Origin of the sequence: Micromonospora sp. 067-2 (assembly GCF_046549295.1) — a bacterium.
GTDB lineage: Bacteria > Actinomycetota > Actinomycetes > Mycobacteriales > Micromonosporaceae > Micromonospora.
This window is the reverse complement of record NZ_JAJPWB010000006.1, coordinates 103,569-124,987: the sequence shown is the minus strand read 5'-3', so window position 1 is coordinate 124,987 and position 21,419 is coordinate 103,569. Positions and strand designations below refer to the sequence as shown.

19 protein-coding genes are annotated in these 21,419 nt (G+C 71.0%); 12 read left to right on the top strand and 7 right to left on the bottom strand.

Features of this window, described 5'->3' with window-relative positions; translation table 11 throughout:
• Positions 1 to 12: 12 nt before the first annotated feature.
• Positions 13 to 1,269 (bottom strand): family 16 glycosylhydrolase, encoded by a 1,257-nt coding sequence (locus tag ACLJN9_RS15850; protein WP_410812102.1) that lies wholly within the window; start codon positions 1,267 to 1,269, stop codon positions 13 to 15.
• Between the two features lie 272 nt (positions 1,270 to 1,541).
• Here ACLJN9_RS15850 and ACLJN9_RS15845 point away from each other — a divergent pair, with 272 nt between their 5' ends.
• Positions 1,542 to 1,964, top strand: a complete 423-nt coding sequence (locus ACLJN9_RS15845; RefSeq protein ID WP_410812101.1) for a hypothetical protein — start codon at positions 1,542 to 1,544, stop codon at positions 1,962 to 1,964.
• Positions 1,965 to 2,112: 148 nt separating this feature from the next.
• A complete protein-coding gene (locus ACLJN9_RS15840) occupies positions 2,113 to 2,505 on the top strand; it encodes a PPOX class F420-dependent oxidoreductase (RefSeq protein WP_410812100.1) in 393 nt (130 codons plus the stop codon).
• 11 nt (positions 2,506 to 2,516) lie between these two features.
• Here the strand turns inward: ACLJN9_RS15840 and ACLJN9_RS15835 are convergent, their stop codons facing one another.
• Entirely contained in the window at positions 2,517 to 2,777 is a 261-nt protein-coding gene (locus ACLJN9_RS15835) for a hypothetical protein (RefSeq protein WP_410812099.1), read from the bottom strand.
• A 749-nt stretch (positions 2,778 to 3,526) separates the two neighbouring features.
• Between ACLJN9_RS15835 and mmsA the strand changes: the two genes are divergently transcribed.
• The 4 genes from mmsA to ACLJN9_RS15815 all read left to right on the top strand — a co-directional run bounded on the left by mmsA (position 3,527) and on the right by ACLJN9_RS15815 (position 8,899).
• Positions 3,527 to 5,074, top strand: a complete 1,548-nt coding sequence (gene mmsA / locus ACLJN9_RS15830; RefSeq protein ID WP_410812098.1) for a multiple monosaccharide ABC transporter ATP-binding protein — start codon at positions 3,527 to 3,529, stop codon at positions 5,072 to 5,074.
• On the top strand, positions 5,071 to 6,369 hold the full coding sequence (gene mmsB, locus ACLJN9_RS15825) for a multiple monosaccharide ABC transporter permease (RefSeq protein ID WP_410812097.1): 1,299 nt from the start codon (positions 5,071 to 5,073) through the stop codon (positions 6,367 to 6,369). Before mmsA ends, mmsB begins: the two co-directional genes overlap by 4 nt.
• 54 nt (positions 6,370 to 6,423) lie before the next feature.
• The gene (locus ACLJN9_RS15820; protein ID WP_410812096.1) at positions 6,424 to 7,524 is read left to right on the top strand and encodes a substrate-binding domain-containing protein; all 1,101 of its coding nucleotides are present in this window, start codon (positions 6,424 to 6,426) and stop codon (positions 7,522 to 7,524) included.
• 112 nt (positions 7,525 to 7,636) lie between these two features.
• A complete protein-coding gene (locus ACLJN9_RS15815; protein WP_410812095.1) occupies positions 7,637 to 8,899 on the top strand; it encodes an ROK family protein in 1,263 nt (420 codons plus the stop codon).
• Positions 8,900 to 8,990: 91 nt separating this feature from the next.
• Here the strand turns inward: ACLJN9_RS15815 and ACLJN9_RS15810 are convergent, their stop codons facing one another.
• From ACLJN9_RS15810 to ACLJN9_RS15795, 4 genes are all read right to left on the bottom strand, one after another.
• A complete protein-coding gene (locus tag ACLJN9_RS15810; protein WP_410812094.1) occupies positions 8,991 to 9,980 on the bottom strand; it encodes an ABC transporter permease in 990 nt (329 codons plus the stop codon).
• Positions 9,977 to 10,867 (bottom strand): ABC transporter ATP-binding protein, encoded by an 891-nt coding sequence (locus tag ACLJN9_RS15805; RefSeq protein WP_410812093.1) that lies wholly within the window; start codon positions 10,865 to 10,867, stop codon positions 9,977 to 9,979. Before ACLJN9_RS15805 ends, ACLJN9_RS15810 begins: the two co-directional genes overlap by 4 nt.
• Positions 10,868 to 10,934: 67 nt before the next feature.
• Positions 10,935 to 11,342 carry a GntR family transcriptional regulator gene (locus ACLJN9_RS15800; protein WP_410812092.1) on the bottom strand — a complete coding sequence of 136 codons (408 nt, stop codon included), beginning with the start codon at positions 11,340 to 11,342 and terminating at the stop codon, positions 10,935 to 10,937.
• A 354-nt stretch (positions 11,343 to 11,696) separates the two neighbouring features.
• On the bottom strand, positions 11,697 to 11,969 hold the full coding sequence (locus ACLJN9_RS15795) for a hypothetical protein (protein ID WP_410812091.1): 273 nt from the start codon (positions 11,967 to 11,969) through the stop codon (positions 11,697 to 11,699).
• A gap of 367 nt (positions 11,970 to 12,336) precedes the next feature.
• Here ACLJN9_RS15795 and ACLJN9_RS15790 point away from each other — a divergent pair, with 367 nt between their 5' ends.
• The 5 genes from ACLJN9_RS15790 to ACLJN9_RS15770 all read left to right on the top strand — a co-directional run bounded on the left by ACLJN9_RS15790 (position 12,337) and on the right by ACLJN9_RS15770 (position 17,927).
• Positions 12,337 to 13,446, top strand: a complete 1,110-nt coding sequence (locus ACLJN9_RS15790) for an RICIN domain-containing protein (RefSeq protein WP_410812090.1) — start codon at positions 12,337 to 12,339, stop codon at positions 13,444 to 13,446.
• A 295-nt stretch (positions 13,447 to 13,741) separates the two neighbouring features.
• The gene (locus ACLJN9_RS15785; protein ID WP_410812089.1) at positions 13,742 to 14,836 is read left to right on the top strand and encodes a hypothetical protein; all 1,095 of its coding nucleotides are present in this window, start codon (positions 13,742 to 13,744) and stop codon (positions 14,834 to 14,836) included.
• 63 nt (positions 14,837 to 14,899) lie between these two features.
• Positions 14,900 to 15,949: an NAD(P)H-dependent flavin oxidoreductase gene (locus ACLJN9_RS15780; protein WP_410812088.1), complete on the top strand. Its 1,050-nt coding sequence runs from the start codon at positions 14,900 to 14,902 to the stop codon at positions 15,947 to 15,949.
• A 131-nt stretch (positions 15,950 to 16,080) separates the two neighbouring features.
• The gene (locus tag ACLJN9_RS15775) at positions 16,081 to 17,166 is read left to right on the top strand and encodes a cellulose binding domain-containing protein (protein ID WP_410812087.1); all 1,086 of its coding nucleotides are present in this window, start codon (positions 16,081 to 16,083) and stop codon (positions 17,164 to 17,166) included.
• Positions 17,167 to 17,291: 125 nt separating this feature from the next.
• The gene (locus tag ACLJN9_RS15770; protein WP_410812086.1) at positions 17,292 to 17,927 is read left to right on the top strand and encodes a CG0192-related protein; all 636 of its coding nucleotides are present in this window, start codon (positions 17,292 to 17,294) and stop codon (positions 17,925 to 17,927) included.
• 45 nt (positions 17,928 to 17,972) lie between these two features.
• Here the strand turns inward: ACLJN9_RS15770 and ACLJN9_RS15765 are convergent, their stop codons facing one another.
• Positions 17,973 to 20,009: a glycosyl hydrolase family 28-related protein gene (locus tag ACLJN9_RS15765; protein ID WP_410812085.1), complete on the bottom strand. Its 2,037-nt coding sequence runs from the start codon at positions 20,007 to 20,009 to the stop codon at positions 17,973 to 17,975.
• 219 nt (positions 20,010 to 20,228) lie between these two features.
• On the opposite strand from ACLJN9_RS15765, the gene ACLJN9_RS15760 reads away from it, so the two are divergent.
• Positions 20,229 to 21,335: an NYN domain-containing protein gene (locus tag ACLJN9_RS15760; RefSeq protein WP_410812084.1), complete on the top strand. Its 1,107-nt coding sequence runs from the start codon at positions 20,229 to 20,231 to the stop codon at positions 21,333 to 21,335.
• The last annotated feature ends 84 nt before the right edge of the window (positions 21,336 to 21,419 follow it).

The window sequence follows — 21,419 nt, the reverse complement described above, 5'->3', positions numbered from 1 at the left end:
CTACCGGCGTCGTCAGATGCGGGACCACTTCTGGTTGGCGGCGCCCGTGCAGTCCCACAGATGCAGCTTGCCCCCGTTGTTGGGGTTGACGTCCCGGACGTCCACGCATCGGTTGGCGCTCACGTTGACCAGGTCGCCTGCGGCGTTGAGCGTGAAGCGCTGGGCGGGATTTCCGTTGCAGGAGACCAGGTTGACCTCGGTGCCGTTGGCGGTGCCGGCCCAGGCCGGGTCCATGCACTTACCCATCGCCCGGACCGTCGAGTCGGCGGCGAACGTCCAGGCCTGGGCGGCGGTGGTGTTGCAGTCCCAGATCTGCAGCTTGGCGCCCTCGACCGGGTTGGCGCCGGGGATGTCGATGCAGCGCCCGCTCTGCGCACCCCTGATCCTGCTGGTGCCGGGTGCCGGGCCGCCGCCGGAGGTGTAGCTGGACACCCGGACGTAGTCGACGAGCATCTGCTGCGGGAACTGCGTGGAGGCGTCCGGGTAGCCGGGCCAGTTACCGCCGACAGCCACATTGAGGATCACGAAGAAGGGGTGGTCGAACACCCAACGGTTGCCGCCGAGCCGGGCGGGGTCGACCCGGTGGTACTCCACCCCGTCCAGGTACCAGGTGATCAGGTTCGGCTCCCAGTCCACCCGGTAGGTGTGGAAACCGTCGGCGAGCGGTCCGCCGAGGGTGCGGCTGCCGGTGATACCACCGGCGCCGGAGTAGCCGGGCCCGTGCACGGTGCCGTAGACGGTGTTGGGCTCCCTGCCGATGTTCTCCATGACGTCGATCTCGCCGATGGTGGGCCATCCGCCGCCGCCGGTGCCCAGCATCCAGAACGCGGGCCAGATGCCCTGACCGCGCGGGATCTTGATGCGGGCCTCGAACCGGCCGTACGTCTGGGTGAAGGTGGACGCGGTCAGCAACCGCGCCGACGTGTACTCGCAGCGCCCGTAGTGGCACTGGTAGTTGGCGGGGTTGTCCCGGCGGGCCGTGATGACCAGGTTGCCCTGGCCATCGTGGACGGCGTTGCTGGTGCTGTTGGTGTAGTACTGCCGTTCGTTGTTGCCCCAGCCGCTGCCGCCGATGTCGAACCGCCACTTGTTCTGGTCGACGGGAGCGCCGGCAGGGGAGTTGAACTCGTCCTGCCAGCTGATCGGGCCGATGGCAGCCTCGGCCCGGTCGTTCTGGGCCGGGAGGGCGAGCGCCACGGAGGTGGCGAGAAGGGAGACCGCCGCGAGGACGAACGGTCGGAGGCGAGGGCTGGGCAAGGCTGTGAACACGGGAGGCTCCTCAGCGTCGGGGGGGTGGCGGAGGCGTGGCCCGGGGAATGTGGGAGAGCGCTCTCTTCAACGAAGACTGTCAATATGGCGACACGTTGTCAAGACTCTGCCACGGCCTGCGGACCGCGACCACGAGCTACCCCGATAGCGGTCGAACCGACCCTTCCTATTGCCGTGGGGCGTCCAAGGGGGACAGGATGACGAGGCTCGCCGGAAACATCCCCGTAACCTGCGTGCTGCTGGTCTCTGTCACGAGGAAGTGGGAGTCAGTCATGAGCGACGTGTCGACGGCGCTGGGTGTGCGCCTCTATCCGGACCTGGTCGAGCGGGGTGGTCTGGCCCCCGCGCTCATCGAGATCGCCGCCCGGCACCAGCTCGATCTCGGCCGGGTGAGCGCCCCGGAGCAGGGGCGAAGCCGGTTCACCTGCGCTGAGCTGCACTCCGACCAGGGCGTGGTCTGCGTCGGGTTGGGCTCGCAGGCCCGATACTTCATGGTCGACCTGCGGGTCTCCGGCGAGGTCCAGGCCCGCGGCGACGCCATGGATCTCGTGCAGGTTGCCCAACTCGCCTCGGACTGGAGGGCCGGGCTGACGCTCGCCGAGCTCACCAGCCGGTTCCCCTTCATGGAGGAGACCGCTCAGCAGCGCAGCCGGGGTGGCGGCAGCGAACCGGTCGTGGCGTCACGCTCCAGATAGGTTCAGCGGGCCGTCCTCGTCCTCCATCGACCGCTGCCAGTCACCCTGGACATTGACCGCGCGGATCTGCCGGGCATGGGTGATCATTCCGTGCGACTGTTGACCGGGAACCATCGCACGGATCGGCCACCAACGGAGGGATCGGCACGTGAACCTGCCCGACGACCTGCTCGCGCTGATGCGCGAGCCGAGCACCTGCTACGTCACGACGCTGATGCCGGACGGCTCACCGCAGCTCACCCAGACCTGGGTGGACACCGACGGCACCCACATCCTCATCAACACGGTGGAGACCCACCAGAAGACGCGCAACGTCCGACGCGACCCGCGGGTGGCCGTGGCGGTCTCGGACCCGGAGAAGCCGGGTCGCTACCACGAGGTCCGGGGGCGGGTGGTCGGCATCAGCACCGACGGCGCCGAGGAGCACATCGAGCGGCTGTCCCACCGCTACCTCGGCGGGCCGTACCCGTGGTTCGGTGGCCGCGACCAGGTCAGGATCATCCTCACCATCGAGGCCGACCGGCTCCACGCGATGGGCTGACCGACGCAGGGTCACCGGCCGGTGGTCGGTGGCCAGCCGGCGGGAATGCGTTCGAGCACCCCGCCGGCGAAGACGTCCCGTAACCCCAGCGGCTTGAGGTGGACGTACCCGATGTGGCAGTCGCAGATCGCGGTGCCGCACGGGCGTGGCGTCAACGCGGCCCGCCACGACCCGTCGTACAGATTGCCGATCGGGGTGGGAATGAAGTGGCAGCGGCGGACGGTGCCGTCGCCGACGACGGAGATGGCCGTCTCCCCGGCGTGGCAGGGCACCGCCGCTCACTCCGCGACCGCTGAAGCGATCTTGCCTGCCGTCGTACTCCTCGATGCCGGTCGCCAGGCCACCGCCGACGGATCTCCGGCACCTGCGTGACCGGCGTGAAGGCCAGCACCGGCAGCCCAGCGAACGACGACACGCGCGAGCTGATCACGTCAACCTCCGGCTCGACAGCGGCAACGGCGGCGCGACCGTAACAGGCGCTTCCGACACGAAGATCACGCGCGGGACGGCGGCGCGGGAACGGGACGCGTCGCACGGTCCGGGTGCTGGCCGGGGCGAGCCGGGCGTTTTCCGACACCGCGACCTGGTCGTGGACGGGCCTGCGTCGGTGGCGGAGGTGCGGATCACACGGCCGTGCCGGTTGGCCGTGCGGCGCCTCGGGGGGAGATCTGTGATCGTGGGCGGCCGGTGGCGGGAGGCAGCCCGGCGGAGCTAGCCTCCGACGGGTCCCGGTGAGATCAGCCCTGCTGGCGGCGCCAGGGGCAACGGCCGGTGTCGATCATGGCGCGGGCCGGGGGCGGCAGGGGTGCGGCGGCCGAACGGAGGACGCCGTCAGGGGCGGCCGGGACCGCTGTGACAGGCGAACACTCGGTCACATCTATATTGCCGGATTGTTACATTTTCAACAGGCCCTCGCCTTGCGGATGACCCTGCCACCGCAATACGTTGCCGTCAACAACAAAACCAAGTGAAGGTCAAACCTTCCGGAGGCACCGATGACGTTGGCGAGGTGGTACGAGCGATGAGCGACGTGCCCATCCTCCTTGAGATGCGTTCCATCACCAAGGAGTTTCCCGGAGTCAAGGCCCTCTCCGACGTCAACCTGGTGGTTCGCGCCGGCGAGATCCATGCCATCTGCGGCGAGAACGGCGCGGGCAAGTCCACGCTGATGAAGGTCCTCAGCGGGGTCTACCCGCACGGCACCTACGACGGCCAGATCATCTACCAGGGCGCGGAGACCCGGTTCTCCGACATCCGCGCCAGCGAGAACGCCGGGGTCGTGATCATCCACCAGGAGCTCGCGCTCATCCCGGGGATGTCGATCGCCGAGAACATCTTCCTCGGTAACGAACCGCGCAAGCGGGGCGCGATCGACTGGAAGGCCGCCAACCGGATGGCGCTGGACCTGATGGCCCGGGTCGGTCTGCAGGAGGACCCGGACACCCTGGTCAGGGACATCGGGGTCGGCAAGCAGCAGCTCGTGGAGATCGCCAAGGCGTTCGCCAAGGACGTGAAGCTGCTCATCCTGGACGAGCCGACGGCGGCGCTGAACGAGGCCGACTCCCGGCACCTGCTGGACCTGCTGCGCGGCTTCCGGTCGCGTGGCATCACCTCGATCATGATTTCGCACAAGCTGAACGAGATCGAGGCGATCGCCGACCAGATCACCATCCTCCGCGATGGCAAGACCGTCGAGACGCTGGACGTCAAGGCGGGCGGCGTCGACGAGGACCGGATCGTGCGGGGCATGGTCGGCCGCGAGCTGAGCAGCCGTTTCCCGGACCACACCCCGAAGATCGGTGAAGTCTTCTTCGAGGTCCGCAACTGGAACGTCCGGCACCCGATCTCGGCCGACCGGCAGGTCTGCAAGAACGAGAGCTTCGTGGTGCGCCGTGGCGAGATCGTCGGCTTCGCGGGCCTCATGGGCGCGGGTCGCACGGAACTCGCGATGAGCGTGTTCGGCCGCTCCTACGGGGTGTTCGAGTCGGGCACGATCATCAAGGACGGCAAGGAGATCGTGCTGAAGTCGGTGGCGGACGCGATCCACCACGGGCTTGCGTACGTCAGTGAGGACCGCAAGGCGATCGGCCTCAACCTGCTCGACGACATCAAGGCGTCGACGGTCGCCGCCAAGCTGTCCAAGATCAGGCACCACGGCGTCCTGAGCGAGGTCGAGGAATACCAGGCGGCCGAGGCGTACCGCAAGGAGTTGCGGACCAAGGCCCCGACGGTCGACGAGGGCGTCTCCAAGCTCTCCGGCGGCAACCAGCAGAAGGTCGTCCTGGCGAAGTGGATGTTCACCGACCCGGACCTGCTGATCCTCGACGAGCCGACGCGCGGCATCGACGTGGGTGCCAAGTACGAGATCTACGGCATCATCCAGCGGCTCGCCGACCAGGGGAAGGGCGTCGTCGTCATCTCCTCGGAGCTGCCTGAGCTGATCGGGCTCTGCGACCGCATCTACACCGTGTTCGAAGGCACCATCACGGGCGAGATCGCCCGGGCGGACGCGGATCCGGAGACCCTCATGAAGCAGATGACCTCGACGAAGAAGTTGGCCACCCGATGAGCCGTATCAAGGACCTTCAGAAGAACCTGTTTGGAGGCACCACCTCCAACGCCCGTCAGTTCGGGATGATCTTCACACTCGTGGTGATCGTCCTGATCTTCCAGATCTGGACCGACGGGCTGACACTGCGGTCGGACAACCTGATCGCGCTGTTCCAGCAGAACTCGTACATCCTGATCCTGGCCATCGGCATGCTGATGGTGATCGTCGCCGGGCACATCGACCTGTCGGTCGGCTCGGTAGCGGCGTTCGCCGGCATCCTGGTGGCCAAGTCGATGGCCGAGTGGGACCTGCCCTGGCCCGCCGCGATCCTGTTCGGCCTCGTGATCGGCGCGATCATCGGCGCCTGGCAGGGCTTCTGGGTCGCCTACATCGGGGTGCCCGCGTTCATCGTCACCCTGGCGGGCATGCTGCTCTTCCGCGGCGGCAACCAGTTCATCGGTAACGCCAGCACCATCCCGGTGCCGGAGGGCTTCCGCGAGATCGGCTCCGGCTTCCTGCCCGAGTTCGGGCCGGACACCGGCTACAACAACGCGACGTTGCTGCTGGGTCTGGCCGCGGCGGTGGCGGTGGTGTGGCGCGAGTTGCAGGCGCGCAAGACCCGCCGGGCGATGGACGCCGACCCGGCCCCCTTGTGGATCTCGATCCTCCGGATGGCCGTCATGGTCGGCGTGATCGCCTTCGCGGCGCTGCGCTTCGCCAGCGGTCGCGTCGGCACCAGTTTCCCGATCTCGGGCCTCATCCTGCTGGCCCTGGTCATCGCGTACTCCTTCTACACCCGCAACACGGCAGGTGGCCGGCACATCTACGCGGTGGGCGGCAACTCCCGGGCGGCCGAGCTGTCCGGCGTGAAGCTCAAGCGGGTCAACTTCTTCGTCATGATGAACATGTCCGTCCTGGCCGCCCTGGCCGGCATGATCTTCGTGGCCCGTTCGGCGGCCTCCGGCCCGCAGGACGGTAACGGCTGGGAGCTTGACGCGATCGCCGCGGTCTTCATCGGCGGCGCGGCCGTCGCCGGCGGTATCGGCACCATCAGCGGCTCGATCGTCGGTGGTCTCGTCATGGCCGTGCTCAACAACGGCCTCCAGCTCCAGGGCGTGGGCACCGACAAGGTCCAGATCATCAAGGGCCTGGTGCTGCTGCTGGCCGTCGCGATCGACGTCTACAACAAGAGCCAGGGGCGCTTCTCGGTGATCGGGAGCATCACGCGCCCGTTCCGCCGGGACACACCCACGACCCCCGATGGACAGCCGGACGCGGAGCGCCAGCCCGCCACGGCGTCGGTGCCCGGCTGACGGCCACCGACCGCACACCCCGCATCACCTCTTCCAGAAAGGCAAGTAACCTCCATGCGTAAATTCTTTGGCACGTCGGTGGTGGCCATCGGTGCCGCCGCCATGCTGGCCCTCGCCGGCTGCGGCTCCGGCCGCGACGACGAGTCCGGCTCCAAGGGTGACGCCAAGGGCTTCGCTGCCGACTCCGTGATCGGTGTCGCGCTTCCGGCCAAGACCTCGGAGAACTGGGTCCTCGCCGGTGACCTGTTCACCAACGGCCTCAAGGAGGCCGGCTTCAAGGGCCAGGTGCAGTACGCCGGCGCGTCGACCACGGTCGCCGACCAGCAGAACCAGATCACCGCCATGGTCACCCAGGGCGCCAAGGTCATCGTCATCGGCGCGACCGACGCCGCGCAGCTCTCGACCCAGGTCGCCGCTGCCCACGCCCAGGGCGTGAAGGTCATCGCGTACGACCGGCTCATCACCAACACGCCGGACCTCGACTACTACGTCGCGTTCGACAACTTCAAGGTCGGCCAGCTCCAGGGCCAGGCCCTGCTGGACGGACTGAAGGCCAAGAAGCCGAACGGCCCGTACAACATCGAGCTGTTCTCCGGCTCGCCGGACGACAACAACGCCGGTGTCTTCTTCAACGGCGCGATGAGCGTGCTCAAGCCGGAGATCGACAAGGGCAACCTGGTCGTCGCCTCGAAGCAGACCGACGTCAAGCAGACCGCCATCCAGGGCTGGAAGGCCGAGGGTGCGCAGGCCCGCATGGACCAGCTGCTGACCTCGACCTACGGCAGCAAGGAGCTGGACGGCGTCCTCTCCCCGAACGACACCCTGGCCCGCGCCATCCTGACCTCGGTCAAGGGTGCCGGCAAGCCGACCCCGGTCGTCACCGGTCAGGACTCCGAGGTTGAGTCCGTCAAGTCGATCATGCAGGGCGAGCAGTACATGACGATCAACAAGGACACCCGGAACCTGGTGAAGGAGACCATCAACATGGTCAAGGCCCTCCAGGCCGGCAACACCCCGCAGGTGAACGACACCAAGTCCTACAACAACGGCAGCAAGGTCGTCGACACGTACCTGCTCCCGCCGGTCGCCGTCACCAAGGCCAACGCGGCCGAGGCGTACGCCAACGACCCGAAGCTCGCGCCGCTCACCAAGTAATCACCGCTCGGTAGGCAGCAACGCCGATGGGTCCCGGATCTCTTCGTCCGGGACCCATCGTCGTCCTGGCACTCCCGCTCCACGCGGCACCGCCCCGGAAGGAGGTCTGACCGTGGCGACACCCGTCCGGTCCAGGCCAACCGGCGTCGGCCGCAACCCCGAATCCCCGCAGCCCTCGGTCCCCGGCGCGAGCCAGGAGGAGATCCGGCGGCAGAACCTGGGCGCCGTGCTCCGCTTCGTGCACCTGCACGGGCCGACGTCCCGGGCGGAACTGACCAGCCGGCTCGGCCTCAACCGCAGCACCATCGGCGCCCTCGCGGCGGACCTGGTCGCCAGCGGCCTGGTCACCGAGGAGGCACCGACCACCGCCCGTCGCGCCGGTCGCCCCTCACTCGTCGTCAGCCCGCGCTCCGACCGGGTCTACGCCCACGCGCTGAGCATCGACGCGGACCGGCTGCGCGCCGCGCGGATCGGGCTCGGCGGAAGCATCCTCGACCTGCGCGAGGTCGCCCGTCCCAGTGGCATGTCCGCGGTCGACGCCGTCGGACCGCTGGCCGACCTCGTCCGCGACATGGAACGGTCCGTGGCCGCCGACGCATTGCTGGTCGGCGGCGCGGTCGCGGTCACCGACACCACCCGTGACCGGGACGGCAGGATTCTGATCGCCGGCGTCGACGAGACCCTCGGCCCCGCGCTGGCGGCCGAGTTCTCCGCCGGCCCCGGCTTCGTGACCGGCGATCTGGCCGACATCGCCGGTCTGGCCGAACACGTCCGCGGCGTGGCGGCCGGTATCGACGATCTCATCTACTTGCACGGTGACCTCGGCATCAGCGCCGGCCTCATCATCGGCGGCCGACTGATGATCGGGCACCGGGGCCACAGCGGCAAGGTCGGCCACATGGTGGTCAACCCGAACGGGCTGCCCTGCGGGTGCGGTTCACGTGGCTGCTGGGAGACCGAGATCGGTGAGGCCGCGCTGTTGCGCCACGCCGGTCGGGATCCGGACGAGCGCGAAGCGGTGGCCGAGGTGCTGCGCGCGGCGGCGCTCGGCGACACCACGGCGCGTCAGGCCGTCGAGCGGGTCGCCGACTGGCTCGGCTTCGGCGTCGCCAACCTGGTCAACGTGGTCAACCCGGACGCCGTGGTGTTCGGCGGCTCGCTGCGCGACATCTTCATCGCCGGGGCGGACACGGTCCGCAGCCGGTTGGACGCCATGCCGCTCCCGGTCTCCCGCGAGCACCTGCGTCTGGAGGCGGCGGCACTCGGCCGTGACGCCGTCCTGATCGGTGCCGCCGAGCTGGCCTTCGACAAGCTGCTGGCCGATCCGCTGAACGTCGGCGTCGTCGGCCAGGTGGGGACCACCGACCCGGCGTAGCCGGAGGGCCTTCGATGCGCCACGTTTCCGCCTTCTGCGCTGACGGGTGACCGCCGGGGTCCGCGGGCCCCGGCGATCACCCGTCGCCGAGCTACGCGATCCGGCGGACCCGGCGGACGGCCAGATAGAGCAGGAGCAGGGCGAGGGCGACGAAGATCCCCGTCTCGATGCCCTGGAACAGCCAGAACCGGTCCGCAGGTTGGTACAGCTGCCAGTTGTACGCGCCCGGTTCGAGGCCCAGCTCGGCGCCGCAGCCCCGACCCTTCGCCTCAGCAGCACCGGGCGGGCACATGATCCGGGTGTTCTCCGCCATCATCTTTCCGTCGGGGTTGCGGATGCCCTGGGTGAGGATCCAGTCGCCACGGCTCGTGGCCTCCTCGGTGCTCCCCTCGATCGGGAAGGTGAGGGTGCGGGCGGGCTGGTAGTGCGGTCGCACCAACACCTCCACCGCCGCCCGTACGCCGATGTACCCGGCGAGGGTGATGCCCATGGCGGGCAGCATGCGCTTCCAGACGGTGCCGGCGAAGACGCCGATCGCCACGGCGAAGAGGGTGTAGCCGATCGGGACGATGCCTTGCAGGTCGAAGACGATCAGGCCGAGACGACCCTCCCGGGCGGCCTCGGTCAGCGGCTCGACCCACCACGACATGCCCAGCCCATAGCCGACCGCGAGGACCATCACGGCGGCGCCGACCAGCCCGAACTTCACCAACGCCCAGCGGGTACGGCCGACGCCCTGGGTCCAGACGAACCGGTGCGTGCCCTGTTCCACCTCGCGGGCAACCAACGGGGCACCCCAGAACAGGCCGACCAGCGCCGGCAGGGTGAGCAGCAGCACGGCCAACAGATTGAGGCTGCCGTACCGGTTGCCGAAACGGCGGAAGCCCTCGTCGCAGGTCTCCCGGGTGGCCTCCGCCACGTCGGTACCGGCAAGCTGGCGTACGCACTCGGTCAGCCCGAGGTCGGCGAAGGTGTGCCGCATCGACAGGCCGATCGGCACCATCAGCGCGGCGAGCGCGGCAAAGCCCAGCAGAGTGAACAGGGCCTGCTTGCGGTGCTGCCGCCAGGTCAGCCAGATCATGCCGGCACCCCCCACTCGCTGTGACTGGTCTGCGTGTCGCCGTCGGCCAGGTAGGCCAGGATGACGTCCTCCAGGCCGACCTCCCGCACCGTCCAGGCCGGATCGGTGACCGGGCCGTCGGCGCGGACGAGCAGCGTGGACTGCCGGTCGGTGTGGCTGGCCCGGACGACGGCGGCGACGCCCCCGATCGGGCCGCCGTCGTGCCGCGGGCCGATCAGCTGCCGGTGCCCGGACACCAGGTCGTCGACGGTGCCGGCGAGCTGCACCTGGGCGGCGTTGAGCACGATCAGGTAGTCGCAGACGCGCTCCAGGTCGGCCAGCAGGTGCGAGGAGAGCAGGACGGTGGTCCCGGAGTCCGCCACGCTGCCCATCAGCGACTGGAGGAACTCCCGCCGGGCCAGCGGGTCGAGGCTGGCGACCGGCTCGTCGAGCAGCAGCAGCCGGGGCCGCTTGGCCAGTGCCAGGGCGAGCGCCACCTGGGCCCGCTGCCCGCCGGAGAGTTTGCCGACCGGCCGGTCCGGCGGAATGCCCAGCTGGGCCAGCCGGTTCCGGGCCAGCTCGGCGTCCCACCGCTTGTTCAGCTTGCCGCCAGCGGTGACCAGCTCGGCGGCGCTGAAGTCCCGGTAGAGCGGCGTGTCCTGTGCGACGAACCCGATGTCGGCCAGGCACTCCGTGTCGCCGTACGGCGACCTGCCGAACACCCGTACCGTTCCCGCGTCGGGCCTGAGCAGCCCGACGGCCAGGTGCAGCAGCGTGCTCTTGCCGGCACCGTTCGGCCCGACCAGCGCGGCGATCCGGCCGGCCGGCAGGTGCAGCGAGCAGTCCCGTAGTGCCCAGGTCCGGCCGTACCGCTTACCCAGCCGGTCGGCCTCCAGGATCATGTCCATCCTCTGTCCTCTCGTTCCGCCCGCGCCGCCGCTTCGCGGTGGCGCGGGCGCCTGCTGCTGTGCTCGTTCACGCGGGCTCCCTCTGCGGGGTGTCGTCGGCGAGGGTGGCCCGGAGCGTGGTCTCCACCAGGGCGACGACGTCCTCGGCCGTGAGGCCGGCGGCCTGCGCCCGGTGCAGCCACGCCACCAGGTCCTCGCGCAACTCGGCCTGGTTGGGCAGCGAAGCGCCGGCCAGGGTGCGTTCGACGAACGTGCCCACCCCCGGTCGGCCGCCGACCAGGCCCTCGATCTCCAGCTCCCGGTACGCCTTGAGCACCGTGTTCGGGTTGATCGCCAGCGACTGTGCGACGTCCCGCACCTTCGGTAGTTGGTCGCCCGGCACCAGCAGGCCGACCCGCAGCGCCTGTTTCACCTGCTGCACGAGCTGCATGTAGGTGTTCACCTTCGACCGGCTGTCCAGCACAAACTCGATCACTCGAGACGTTCCCTCCTGTTGTCCTACGACAGTAGGACTAATAGACAGCGTCATCGGGAGACTGGCCGCTGTCAAGGGCGACTCGGGAATTTCCTGCGATCGGGTCCGCTGACCGGGGTGTGGCGGTGCCGGCACCGACGGGGCCACACGTCGGCACCCGCGGGTCAATGGGCCGGGAAGGCGGCGGGCGCGACCTGACGGGCAGCCTGGTGGACGACCCGCACCTCACCTGTTGCCCCCGGAGGCGACCCGTTGCCGGGCCGGTGCGAGGTGCTGACGGCGTACGCCATCGGTTGCCGGGCTTACGCGGCCCGTTGCTGCGGGGCGGGGCTCACGCGGCCGCGGCCGGCGCGGTCACGTCCGGCGGCCCTCGTCGCGGGCGGGGATCTCCTGGCGCTGTTCGAGGGCGTCGGCCGGGTTGGCGTCGGCCGGCAGCGACGTCACCTCCTCGAGGGTGCCCGCCGGCAGGGCGCCCTGCTCGGCCAGGTCGGCCTCGGATGCCTCCGGGTCGACATCGCCCGACATCCGGTCCGGCGGCCCGTAGTCGACGGCGTCCTGCCGTTGCTCGAGGGCGTCTGCCTCCGGCGGGGGAACCGGATCACTCTGCTCGTCCCGGTACGTGCTCATCGCGGCCTCCTGCCCGGCGATGTCGACCACACCGCCCGGCCGCTGCCTACCCGCCCCGCGCCTCCGCACGCCTGCCACCCCACGCGCTGGGCGTGTTGGTCCACCAACCGCGCCTGCGCAGATCTCGACGGGGTGACGCTTCGAGGATTGGGCACCCTCGTTGCTGGCGGTTCAGCGCAGGACGGGTGGTCTCCGGGACCGTTCGGCGCAGCCAGCGCGGCGTTCGGCTCGCGCCCGTGCCGACCCGGGTCCGGACCACCCCATCAATCGCTAATCATCAATGGAATCGTCCAGTTGCGGTGCTCGTTATCGGCGGACGGCACCGCCACCGAAGTCCCTGGACGACCGGCGACGAGAGGGATCAACCATGCGATGGAACGCACGACGAGCCGCCGCCGGCGGCTTCGGGCTCGTCCTCGGCGCCGTGCTGGCGCTGGCCCAGGTCGCGCCCGCCCAGGCCGAATCGAACGGCGGGGTACGGGTGATGCCGCTCGGTGACTCGATCACCGACGGCTTCAACGTGCCCGGCGGGTACCGGATCGACCTGTGGCAACGGCTGGCCGGCGGCGGCTACACCGTCGACTTCGTCGGCTCGGGCTTCAACGGGCCGGCCAGCCTCGGCGACCACGATCACGAGGGGCACTCGGGCTGGCGGATCGATCAGCTCGACGCCAACATCGTGGCGTGGTTGCAGGCGACCACTCCTCGTACGGTGCTGTTGCACATCGGCACCAACGACGTGAACCAGAACTACGACCTGGCCAATGCGCCGGCCCGGCTCGCCGCCCTGCTCGACAAGATCAGGTCGACGGCGCCGGAGGTCGAGGTCTTCGTCGCCACCATCACGCCGGAGACCGACGCCACGCGGGAGGCGCGGGTGCAGGCGTACAACGCGGCGATCCCCGGCATCGTGGCGCAGAAGGGGAGCCGGGTGCACCTGGTCGACATGCACGCGGCGCTCGGCACCGCCGACCTCGCCGACGGCGTCCATCCCAACGCCGGCGGGTACGACAAGATGGCAGCCCGCTGGTACGACGCGCTGCGGTCGGTGCCCGGCAGCCTGACCCCGCTGGGCGGGCCACCGGTCGGCACCCCGGTCGGCCTGGTCAACCCGAACTCCGGTCGCTGCCTGGACGTCTCCGGCGCCAGCACCAGCGCTGGCGCCCCGACCATCATCTGGGACTGTCACGGCGGCGCCAACCAGCGCTGGACGCGTACCGCCGCCGGGGAGTTGCGGGTCTACGGCGACCGGTGCCTGGACGTGGCCGGCGGGGCGAACGCGAACGGCACCGTGGTGCAGATCTGGACCTGCAACGGCACCGCCGCCCAGCGCTTCACCTTCGGTGCGGACGGGGCGATCGTGCTCAGCGCCGCCGGCAAGTGCGTGGACGTGGCGTCCTCCGGCACCGCCAATGGCACGAAGGTCCAGCTCTGGACCTGCAACGGCACCGGTGCCCAGCGCTGGTCGGTGCGGTAGCGGACCGCCAGGACCGGTCCCGGCCGGCGCGTCAACCGATCAGCGCCACCGACGACCGGTCCTGGCGGGGCTCTGCGGCCAGCTCCGACGCGGGCAGCGTGCACACGTGCGCCGACCAGGAAGAGGAGGGAGGCCGCCGGCTGGCCCAGCCCGAACCAGGTGATCAGTGAGTGGAAAGATCACCGAGGCGTGGGCAAGGATCGGGTCGTGTCCCGTTGATGCGCGACACCTGTCGCCGGCATCAGCCAGGATTGACGGGACGGCCGGGCCACGGCCACGACGAGGAGAGCGGGCGATGGGGGTACGCAAGCGGCATGCTCGCGCCGGGGCGGCGCTGGTCACGATCGTCGTCGGCGCGGTGGCGCTGGCCCCGGGCGCGGCGGTCGCCGTGGCGCCGGGAGCCGGAACTCCGGTCTGCGAGGTACGCGACGAGCGACTCAACGAGATCTCCGGGATGGTCGCCACGGACACCGGCTACGTCGTGGTCAACGACGGCTCCGACAGCGAGGCCGCCCGCCGCATCTTCTTCCTCGACCGGCGCTGCACCGTGGTGCGGACGATCGCCTATCCCTCCCGTCCCCGCGACACCGAGGACCTGGCGGTCGGCGCGGACGGCACCGTCTGGGTCGCCGACATCGGCGACAACGACCGCACCCGGCAGACGATCGCGCTGTGGCGACTCGCGCCGGGCGCGGACCAGCCGGTGCTGCACCGGATGACCTACCCGGACGGCCCGCACGACGCGGAGGCTCTGCTGCTCGACTCGGCCGGCCGGCCGCTGATCATCACGAAGGGGGGCGGCGGCACCGTCGGCCTGTACGCGCCGACCACCGCGCTGCGGCCGGCCGCGACGACGCCGCTGGCCCCGGTCGGCCGGGTGGCCCTACCGGCCAGCACGACCAGCAACCCGTACTCCTTTCTCGGTCGGGGTGTGGTCACCGGTGCGGCGAGCGCGCCGGACGGGCGGCGGGTGGTGCTGCGCAGCTACGCCGACGCCTTCGAGTACGACGTGCGTGCCGGCGACGTCGTCGCCGCGCTGACCACCGGCACCGCGCGGATCACCCCGCTGCCGGACGAGCCCCAGGGCGAGTCGATCACCTACAGCCGCGACGGTCGGTGGTTGCTCACCATCTCCGAGTCAGCCGACCAGCCGTCGGGCACCCGCCCGGCGATCCTGCGGTACCCCACCACCACGGCACCGTCCGCGTCCCCGCGGCCGCCGGAGCCCACCACCGCGGGCCCGGTGGCACCCGCCCCAGGCCGCCCGGCGGCCGGACACATGGTCGACACGGTCAACCGGATCTGGCCGGTGGTGGCAGGCGCCGGGATCCTGTTGGCGGTGCTCGGGTTGGCCGGAGTGCTGCGCTGGCGGCGCGCCGACAACCGCTGACCGCCGGCCCGGGCAGGGCACACCTCGACCCGTTGGACCGGGCCGATGCGACAGGATGGGTGGATGTCCGTGCTGTCCGCGTTGCGCCACCCGATCGTCGCCGCCCCGATGGCCGGCGGCCCGTCCACGCCAGCGCTCGTGGCGGCCGTCTCCGGGGCGGGTGGTCTGGGCTTCCTGGCGGCCGGCATGATCGACACCGGGCGGCTTGCCGCAGACATCGCCGAGGTCCGCGCACGCACCGACCGGCCGTTCGGCGTCAACCTCTTCCTGCCCGGTTCCAGCGGCGTGGACGAGGCTGCCATCCGGGCGTACGCGGACCGGCTCGCCCCGCAGGCCGGCCAGCGCGGGGTGAGGTTGGGCGAGCCGGTGGGCGACGACGACGGGTACCCGGAGAAGCTGGCCGCGCTGCTCGCCGACCCGATTCCGGTGGTGTCGTTCGCGTTCGGGCTGCCCGATCGTGCCGCGGTGGCCGCCCTGCGCGAGCGGGGCACCGAGGTGTGGGCCACCGTCACCCGACCGGATGCCGCCACGACCGCCGCAGAGCTCGGTGTGGACGTCGTGGTGGTGCAGGGCACCGAGGCCGGTGGGCACCGCGGCGGTGTGCCGGACGACGACGACTACGCGCTGCTGCCGCTGCTCCGGCTGGCGGCCGCCGTCTGCGACCGCCCGCTGGTGGCCGCCGGCGGCATCGTCGACGGTCCGGGATTGGCGGCCGTGCTGACCGCCGGCGCCACGGGCGCCCAGCTCGGCACGGCCTTCCTGCGCTGCCCCGAGGCCGGCAGCTCACCGATGCACCGGGCGGCGGTCGCCAGTTCGACTCCGACCGCCCTGACCCGGGCGTACAGCGGCAAACGAGCGCGTGGTGTGGTCAACGAGTTCCTGCGCCGGCACGACGCGGCGGCGCCGCCCGGCTACCCGCAGGTGCTGCACCTGACCCGCCCGCTGCTCGCCGCCGCCCGGCGTGACGGTGACGCCTCGGTGGCCAATCTCTGGGCCGGGCAGGCACACCCGCTGGCTCGCGAGGTGCCGGCGGCCGAGCTGATCGCCGAGCTGAGCGCCGACGCCCGGGCCGCGCTGGCGACGGCGGCCGAGCGGTCGACACACTGGGGCTGACCGGACGACCGGGCGGCGGGACGGGCGGCCGACGGCGGGCGGAACGGGCGGCCGACGGAGACCCCGGCGGGCGGGCGCCGGAGACCTGGGCGGGCCGGACGGGCCGGACGCGAAACCCGTAGAGTCGCGCCGTGATCGAGATCGGCGCGCAGGTCGACCTGTCCCACCCGCCCGACCGGGTCTGGCTCGCACTCACCGACCGGAAACTGCTCGGTCGGTGGTTCGCCGAGGCCGAGACGGTGGCGGGAGTACCCGATCGGCTGGTGCTGCAGACGGCCGGGTTGCCCGGGTTCGACGCGGACGTCGAGGTCGAGGTCACCGAGCGGCGGGAGCCGGAGCTGCTGGCGCTGCGCTGCGACGAGGCCGGCCGACTCACCGAGCTGACCTGTGGCCTCACCGCCACAAGGGAGGGCTGCCGGCTGGCGGTCCGGGAGGTCACGACGCACGGTGTCTGGCCCACCGAGCAGCTCGAGCCGCGCGAGCAGCAGATCCGCCAGTCGCTGACCGTGCGCCTGCCGGCCATTCTCGACTGGCTCGCCTTCCAACAGGTCGACCTCCGTAGAGGTGCGGCCGGATTGACGGCCGAACTGCCGACGATCGGCCCACTCGGCGACGAAACCGCCCGCGCGCGTCGCCGTCGCCGCACCGTGGTCGCCGTGCTGGCCGGGGCCGTACCGCTGGCCGGGCTGGCGGCGTGGGTCATTCTGCCGGCCGAGAAGGACCGCGCCGCCGCGCTTCCTCCGGCGGCTTCGCCGACGTCGACCGTTGCGGACGCCACGCCCGCCGACACCCCGAGCGCGGCGTCCGCGCGTCCGGTGCGGACCGCGTCGCCGACGGCCCGTCCAGGTCGTACCCCCACGGCGAGGCCCTCCCGCACCGCGGCGTCGGCTCCGCCACCCCCGCCGCCGCCGCTGACCGCCCGCTACGACACCGAATCCGGCCGTCTGTTCGGCTTCACCGGCGAGGTCGTGGTCGAGAACCCGGGCAGCGCACCGGCGGAGCAGTGGGCCGTGGTGGTCACCCTCGCCGAGGGCAGCAGCGTCGACGACGTCGACGGCGCGGACTGGCGACAGGACGGGCCGGCGATCACGTTCACCGGGTCGGCGGTGCCGGCCGGTGGGTCGCAGACGTTCCGCTTCGACGTGCGCGACAGTCGGCCGAAGGCCAGGGAACCGGAGGGCTGCACCGTGGGCGGCGCTCCCTGCGCGGGCCTGTGACCCCGCGCGGGGCGGCGGGGCCTCCGCGACGACCATCGGCCCCCGTCGACCGGTGCTCTCCGGCGACGACCGGCGGCCGCGAACCGGGGGGTGCCGGGACGGCCAGTCGTCCCTAGGCTGGCGCAATGGCACTGCTGCACCGGGCGACACTGCGCCCCTCGAAGCTCGACCTGCTGACGACCTGGCTGCCCAGCCGACCCTGGTATCAGGGACCGGCGGATGCCGACGTGCTGATCCAGGCCGCCTACCGCCTCGATGACCCGGCTGACGAGGTCGGCATCGAGACGATGCTGGTCGGCACCACCGACGGCCCGGTCCACCAGGTCCCGCTCACCTACCGGGCCGCGCCCCTGCACGGCGCCGACGAGTCGCTGGTGGGCACCACCGAACACTCGGTGCTCGGCACGCGATGGGTCTACGACGGCTGCGCCGACCCGGCGTACGCCGTGGCCCTGGCCCTGGCCATCCTCACCGGCACCGGTCAGGCGGAGCAGTACTTCGAGGTCGACGGCCGGCGCGAGGTGCGCGAGCCGACCATGACGGTCTCCGTCAGCGGCGCCGGGGACACCGACCTGGCCCCGGTCGGCCCCCTGCGACGAGTGGTCGACGAGGACACCGCGCTGATCGTCACCGACTCCGTCGAGCTGCTCGTCATCCGCCGGCCGGGAACTGGTGACGCCGGTGCCTCCGGGGCCACCCTCAGCGGCAGCTGGAACGGACAGACGGCGAGCGTGCCGCTGGCGTACGCCCGACCGGTGTGACGCCACGGCGGCGGGCGGCCCGAGAGGTCGGGCCGCCCGCCGCGTTCACCACCGCGCCGGCGGTGGCGGCGGCGAGACCGGCGGCCGGTCGTTGCAGGTGATGGTGTTGGGCAGCAACCACGGGGCCAGCCAGCCGCCGTCGTTGCCGCCGAGATCGGCCAGCGCGAACTCCGAGCCGGCCGGGGTGAAGTGGAACGACCCGCAGTTGTTGACGCCGACCGCCCCCACGTTGCGGGCGTCCACGTTGGCGAACGAGGCCGACCCGGCCGAACGGGCACTCACCACCGAGGTGCCGGTGCCGTCGACCCGGATGTCCCGGAAGTGCACGTTGGTGATCGAGTAGAGGTCCTTCACCGGCCAGTCGCTGACCAGCATGATCGCGTTGTACGTGCTGTCGAGGTATGCGTCGCCGACCACCTCGATGGTCGCGTCGATGCTCCGGTCCAGGGCGAAGAACCAGATCGCGCCGAGGCCGATGTTCCAGTTCAACTCGTACGTGCCGGCGCGGGCCGTGGTGTTGTTGGTGATCCACAGGTGCCCGGCGAACGGCTCCGCGCCGAAACGGGCACCGACGTGGATGCCGCTGCCCTCGCGGACCGGGTCGGCGACGAGGTTGTGCGAGACGGTGTTGTCCGTGCCGCCGTAGATGGCGATGCCGTTGGCCAGCGTCGGGGACTGCACGGTGTTGTGGTCGAACGTGTTCCGTGAGTCGGCCGTCTTCTCCGACCACATCGCCAGGCCGTCGTCGCCGGTGTTGCGGACGAAGTTGTGCGCGACGAGCGAGTCGGTGACACCGGTGTGGAAGTTGAGGGCGTCCGCGATCTGGTCGACGACGATGTTGTTGGTGACGCGGACGTTTGTCATCGGCCCGTCGAACCACAGGCCGGCCTTGGTGTGGTGCAGGTAGAGCCCGTCGATGGTCGAGTCGCTCATCGCCCCGCCGACCGCGTTGACCTGGTCGGTGTCGATGCGCTCCCGGACGTCGCCCTGGATGGCGAAGCCGGAGAGGTGGACGTTGCGGCTGCCGCCGTCGGCGGCGTCCCGACCGTAGAAGCCGACGCCGGTGTGCACCGAGCCGTCCGGGGCGGGTGTCGGCAGGGCCACCTCGCGTCCCTTGATGACGGTGTACCAGCTGCCGGCACCCTCGATGGTCACGTCGTCGACGACGATGTGTCGGTTGACCTGGTAGACACCCGGCGGGATGTAGACCGTCAGGTGGGTGCGGCGGGCGAAGGCGATGGCCCGGTCCAGGGCGTCGGCGGAGTCGCGCCGGCCGGTGGGGTCGGCGCCGAAGGCCAGCACGTTCGCGGCGAGCAGCCGGACGTGCGGCGGCGCCACCAACTCGCTGTCGAGCAGGTCGATGACGGTCCACGCCGCTGCGCTGCCTCTCGGCGCGGTGAGCCGGATCCGGTCACCCGCCCGGTAGGTGCGCCCGAGCAGGAGGCGCTGCTCGTCGTAGAAGTGGGTGGGCCGGAACGGGGTGCTGATGGTCGGGTACGGCGTGGTGGTCGACGGGACGCACGAGCACTCGGTGATCCACCAGTCCGGGTGCAGCAGCCCGGCCCGGGGGTCGTTGGAGAACGGGTACTGGTTGTAGAGCCACGAGTACTGCGAGGTCAGCGTCATGCTGCGGACGTGCCTGCCGTTGACCGCGACACCGAGCGGCGCGGTGATCCCGCCGCCCTGCGGCGCGTCCGGGATGCTGTACCGCACGTTGATCGCGTTGGTCGCGCTGGGCAGGACGAACTCCACGTACTGCCCGGGGGTGAGCCGGACGGCCCGGCGGCCGGAGGCCTCCGCGGGCAGCGTGTAGGCCGACCGGTCCGGGCCGATGATCTCGCCGTTGGTGCGGGCGTTCTCCGCCTCCTGTTCGACGAAGTCGACGTCGGCGCCGCGCCCGGCGACCAGCGCGGGGTCGAGCGCGGCCCGGGTGACCACCGGCGCGGCCGCGGGGGACGCGGGTGGACCGGCGACGGCCGTGGTGGACCCGGCGACCAGCGTGGTGAGGGCGGTCGCGAGCGCGACCACCGCGGCGGCCGGTCGGCCTGGACGTCCCCGTGCCGCCATGTTGCTCCGAAACATCGGTGACCCTCCTGTGTGGGTGGTGGTGGAGGTCCGCCCGGCGCCCCCCGCGCCCGACATTGATCGCCATGATGCCAGCATCGAACATGTTGCTGCAAGACGCCAATCGAACGGCGAAAAGAAGCGACAGTTTGATCGCAAGAACTGAACGGTCATCGAATTGCCGTGTCGTTCGTCGGCTGTGCCCGGGCCGGTTCCACCGGGCGTACGCTGGCCGGCGTGGATCAAGAAGACCGTATCGCCCTTTTCCTGGACTACGAGAACCTCGCCCTGGGCGCGCGCGACAACCGTGGCGGCGCAGCCTTCGACTTCCGGCCCATCGCCGACGCGCTGGCCGAACGGGGGCGGGTGGTGGTGCGGCGGGCGTACGCCGACTGGTCGTACTTCGACGAGGACCGCCGGATGCTCACCAGGTCGCACGTCGAGCTGATCGAGATCCCGCAGCGGATGGGCGCCTCCCGCAAGAACGCGGCCGACATCAAGATGGCGGTCGACGCGATCGAGTTGGCCTTCGAGCGCGACTACATCTCCACCTTCGTGATCTGCAGCGGTGACAGCGATTTCACCCCGCTGGTGCACAAGCTCCGCGAGCTGAACAAGCGGGTCATCGGCGTCGGTGTCGAGGGGTCAACCTCGGCGCTGCTTCCGCCGGCGTGCGACGAGTTCCTCTACTACGACCGGCTGGAGGGTGTGGACATCCCGCCGACCAGCAGCCGTCGCGGTCGCCCGGCGCGGCAGTCCGGCCCGGACCTGCGACCGTCCGAGCCGGAGCGCGAGCAGGTGGAGCGGGAGCCGGAGCGGGAGGTGGACCGCCGGCCGGTGGGGGAGGAGCCCGCCCGGGACGTGGACGCCCTTGCCGTGCTGGTGGCCCAGACGGTGGCCGGCCTGCAGGGTAGCGCCAGCGGTGACGTGACGGCCTCCCGGCTCAAGCGCACCCTGCTGCGCAAGGACCCGACGTTCAGCGAGTCCGACTACGGGTTCCGTACGTTCGGCGAACTGCTGCGTCACCTCGCCGGCAACAACGTCATCGAGCTGGCCGAAGGCCCCGCGAAGGGCGATCCCGAGGTCTCGCTGCCCGAGCACGGCGACCGTGAGGTGGCCTTCGGCCTGCTCCGCGGTGTCGTGGCGGAACTCGGCAGCGGTGGCAACCCGGTGGCGCTGTCCGGGCTGAAGAACCAGCTGCGCAGGGCCCGCCCCGACTTCAGCGAGAAGAAGCTCGGCTACCGCAGCTTCCTCCAGTTCTGCAAGGCCGCCGCCACCGTTGGCGTGGTCGACCTGCGCTGGAGCCCGGAAGCCGACGACTACCTGCTCAGCGCGCGGGGATGAGCTCGGGCTCCGACCGACGCCGCCGGCCATCGACCACTGTCGAGCGGAGGTGGTGGGTGAGCCCCTAGGGTGGTGGTGGGGCTG